Origin of the sequence: Flavonifractor sp. An306 (genome assembly GCF_002159455.1) — a bacterium.
Classification (GTDB): domain Bacteria; phylum Bacillota; class Clostridia; order Oscillospirales; family Oscillospiraceae; genus Flavonifractor.
In genome coordinates this window covers 1-2,520 of sequence record NZ_NFIQ01000158.1, presented here as the reverse complement: position 1 = coordinate 2,520, position 2,520 = coordinate 1, and the positions used below count along the sequence as shown (strand labels likewise).

The 2,520-nt window shown below is 54.2% G+C and carries 5 protein-coding genes; all 5 read left to right on the top strand.

Going from position 1 to position 2,520, the window contains the following annotated elements; translation table 11 throughout:
• Positions 1-56: 56 nt before the first annotated feature.
• Genes B5F88_RS19070 through B5F88_RS19050 form a run of 5 tightly spaced genes read left to right on the top strand, consistent with a single transcriptional unit; the run spans position 57 to position 2,461 of the window.
• Positions 57-620: a metallophosphoesterase gene (locus tag B5F88_RS19070; RefSeq protein ID WP_087937003.1), complete on the top strand. Its 564-nt coding sequence runs from the start codon at positions 57-59 to the stop codon at positions 618-620.
• Positions 617-1,501: a hypothetical protein gene (locus B5F88_RS19065; protein ID WP_087937002.1), complete on the top strand. Its 885-nt coding sequence runs from the start codon at positions 617-619 to the stop codon at positions 1,499-1,501. Before B5F88_RS19070 ends, B5F88_RS19065 begins: the two co-directional genes overlap by 4 nt.
• On the top strand, positions 1,494-1,718 hold the full coding sequence (locus tag B5F88_RS19060; protein ID WP_087937001.1) for a hypothetical protein: 225 nt from the start codon (positions 1,494-1,496) through the stop codon (positions 1,716-1,718). Before B5F88_RS19065 ends, B5F88_RS19060 begins: the two co-directional genes overlap by 8 nt.
• Positions 1,718-2,029: a hypothetical protein gene (locus tag B5F88_RS19055; protein ID WP_087937000.1), complete on the top strand. Its 312-nt coding sequence runs from the start codon at positions 1,718-1,720 to the stop codon at positions 2,027-2,029. The genes B5F88_RS19060 and B5F88_RS19055 overlap by 1 nt, the downstream gene beginning before the upstream one ends.
• Before the next feature lie 42 nt (positions 2,030-2,071).
• Positions 2,072-2,461, top strand: coding sequence for a recombinase family protein (locus B5F88_RS19050; RefSeq protein WP_087936999.1), 390 nt, complete (start codon positions 2,072-2,074; stop codon positions 2,459-2,461).
• The last annotated feature ends 59 nt before the right edge of the window (positions 2,462-2,520 follow it).

The following is a 2,520-nucleotide window of genomic DNA, read 5'->3' as shown; positions in this document are numbered from 1 at the left end:
TACTGCCGATGGCAGCCAATCCCAGTTCCCAGGATGAAGAAGGAGGGTGAAACCCCATGATCTTCTTTACCTCTGACCTGCATCTCGGTCACGAAAACTGCATCCGCCTTTGCAATCGGCCCTTTTCCAGTATCGAGGAGATGGACGAAACTCTCATCGAAAACTGGAACCACAAGGTCACAGGGAAGGATACTGTCTATATCCTCGGCGACCTGATCTACCGCAGCCAAAAGCCGCCGGAGGAATACCTGCGGCGGCTGCGGGGGAAGAAACATCTCATCCTTGGGAATCATGACAGGGGATGGATCAGGAGTTGTCAGACAGAACGATTCTTTGAAAGCGTCAATAACCTGCTGTATGTCGCAGACGGGAAGCGGCAGTACACACTTTGTCACTACCCCATGATGTCTTGGCCTCACATCATGCGCTGCTACATGGTCTTTGGCCACATCCACGGCAATACCGACGCGGATTACTGGCCGCTCATCCAGGCAAACGAGAGAATGCTGAATGCCGGAGTGGATGTCAATCACTTCGAGCCGGTCACCTTTGAGGAGATGGAGGCCAACAATCTTCTGTATAAAGGTCAGTCAAAAGCCGGGCTTGAGGTGCAGCCGTGAGACATAAAAAAGGCTTTTATGAGGTGGCTCCTGTAGCCGGTTTCATCGCACGGCAGGACTGGACGCACACGATGGAACGAGCCGAGCGAAACGGCCTCTCTCTCCAGTCCCAAAAAGGAAGCACCGGGCTGCTGTTCTCCGTGAGAATCCTCGCTCCCATTTTAGATGGAGGGCTGCGGCATATCGTTCTGGCAGCGATCCAGTACAGTCTGGGGCGGCACACTTATATGCCCGGCATAGTCGCGGAATTCACCTGCCGGAACCTGAGCCGTCTGGACGAAGCTACCCGTTTCACCGCTGTGGCAGAGATCCGCGCACATTTAAACCGATATGGAGCACAGGAGCCATATCCTCGATTGTGGCACAGCTTGAGTCGGGTGCTCACATCTGGCAAAATCAAAGAAGACGATAGGAGGAAGGAAAGGATGCCGATTTTACAACCTCTGGAAAGCATGGAACGCATCTCACGCCAAGCACTGGCAGATGACCTGGACACCGTGCTGGAAAGGATAAGCCGCGAGGACATTGGGCTGGTGATCACCGAGGAAGGCAAAGATGACCTGGTTCTCTGCCCAGCCTCCTGGTTCAACCTTGACTATGTGGATGACTTTTCCTGTGTCATCAACAGCGCCCTCCGCTATGCCATGCGCAGCGAAGATGAGGAGAGTGCGGCGGTCGTCCAGTATCTTCGTCGCCACTACCAGTTGTTCGATGAAAAGACGCTTTCGGTGGCTGTCGCCGATCTGGAGCGGGAACTGAACCAGCCGATAGTGACCCTCAAGCAGCCGCAGGTCTGGAAGGAGCTCCAGGAGCTGTTCCGGCAGCGACTGGACGAGTTGCGGAAGGAATCTTCGGAAGGCGAGGAAACGCACCATGGATGAAAAGCAATATGAGCTCGTGGAAATCCAAGTAGATGCGGAGCTTCTGGAACAGTTGGAAGCGGTAATCGCCCCGATGGGGCTGACGCCAGAAATGTTGGCTGTGAAGTTCTTCGAGTTCTGCGTCGATCCCGCTACTCAGGAGTTGGCCATCTCCTTGCTTCTGAAATGGAAAGCCGAACAGGAAGCGGAGGGGGAGAATCCGGGAGGGGGACTTTAATGCTGTCCAAGGAAACCTTCTGTGAAGCCCTGCGAAAGATCCAAGCGCAAAAGGATCGAGACGAACAGTTCAGTAAGGCACTCGCCATGATGGGAGATGGACATTTCGTCTTTGAGGGCGGAGCGCTGCTTCTTGCCGCCTTGCTGGATGTGCTGAAGGAAGCGATCAACGACCAGTACGACTATATCAGCTGGTGGCTTTACGATGCCGCCCCGGACTATGAAGTCTGGACCGATGATGAAAAAACTAAGTGGTGCCTGAAGGAACCGGAAGCCCTGTATGATTTCATCCGGGATGAATGTCAGGGCTGAGCGGTAGCTTCTTCCTAAATTCGTTCAAGGAGGTCAAATCAGATGCCTAAGTGCTGCCTTTACTGCCGGGTGGATGGAGCGTCCACGGAAAGCAACCGTCTCGCCATGAACCAGCAGCTTACCGCACTCCGAAGCCTCGCCGGCCAGCTTGGCTTTTCGATTTCCGCAGAGATGCTCCAATATGAGAGCGGCTTGGACGCAAACCGACAGAGCATTCGAACGCTGATCCGTGATGCACGACATGGAGTCTATGACCGTGTGCTGGTGATGAACGGCGACCGTCTGGCTCGTGACGCCGAAGGTTTGGCGGCGATTGGAGAAAAGTTGACCGCAGCAGGAGTCTGGTTCTATTGCCCAGATGGCGAAATTGATCTGGCCCCCGCATATTCTCATGGTTATTTCCGGGTGGCAACGATGGAACAGACCATGTGATTGGGAAAAGTTCCCGTCCCACCTCTCTTCCACGGCCAAAGAAAATGCGGTATAATAAA

What these genes read in the sequence shown, in the direction of transcription:
- B5F88_RS19070 (WP_087937003.1), top strand. Translation starts at nt 57, where the DNA reads ATGATCTTCTTTACCTCTGACCTGCATCTCGGTCACGAAAACTGCATC.
- B5F88_RS19060 (WP_087937001.1), top strand. Translation starts at nt 1,494, where the DNA reads ATGGATGAAAAGCAATATGAGCTCGTGGAAATCCAAGTAGATGCGGAG.
- B5F88_RS19055 (WP_087937000.1), top strand. Translation starts at nt 1,718, where the DNA reads ATGCTGTCCAAGGAAACCTTCTGTGAAGCCCTGCGAAAGATCCAAGCG.
- B5F88_RS19050 (WP_087936999.1), top strand. Translation starts at nt 2,072, where the DNA reads ATGCCTAAGTGCTGCCTTTACTGCCGGGTGGATGGAGCGTCCACGGAA.